Source organism: Vibrio sp. S9_S30 (assembly GCF_014694455.1).
GTDB lineage: Bacteria > Pseudomonadota > Gammaproteobacteria > Enterobacterales > Vibrionaceae > Vibrio.
Window position 1 is genome coordinate 1 of sequence record NZ_JAAUWT010000226.1, and the last position, 237, is coordinate 237.

Annotated in this window: 1 protein-coding gene; it reads right to left on the reverse strand. The window is 46.8% G+C overall.

All coding sequences use genetic code 11. The features are described 5' to 3' along the window. Positions 1-42: 42 nt before the first annotated feature. Positions 43-237, reverse strand: a 195-nt coding sequence (locus HC752_RS25065) for a hypothetical protein (protein ID WP_238930646.1), incomplete at its 5' end; no start/stop codon positions are given.

Here is a 237-nt window from a genome sequence, read left to right on the forward strand (position 1 = left end):
AAACCGACAAACAACGCGTGGCATTTTTAGCTTGCGGTAATTTTAGTGTTTAAGGCGCAATGCGGCGGCTTGTTTTGTGCGTTGTCTGCGGTTTAAGCTGGCGTTATAGCGCTTTGATAATTCAAGGGTTGTCAGGTTCTCGAAAATTGCTGACTTCAGTGTTTTTGAGCTCGATTCTTTAGCCTGAATTAAGGTGGTAAATCCTCGCAAGCCAAGCCGCTGTGGGGTCTCGTGCCA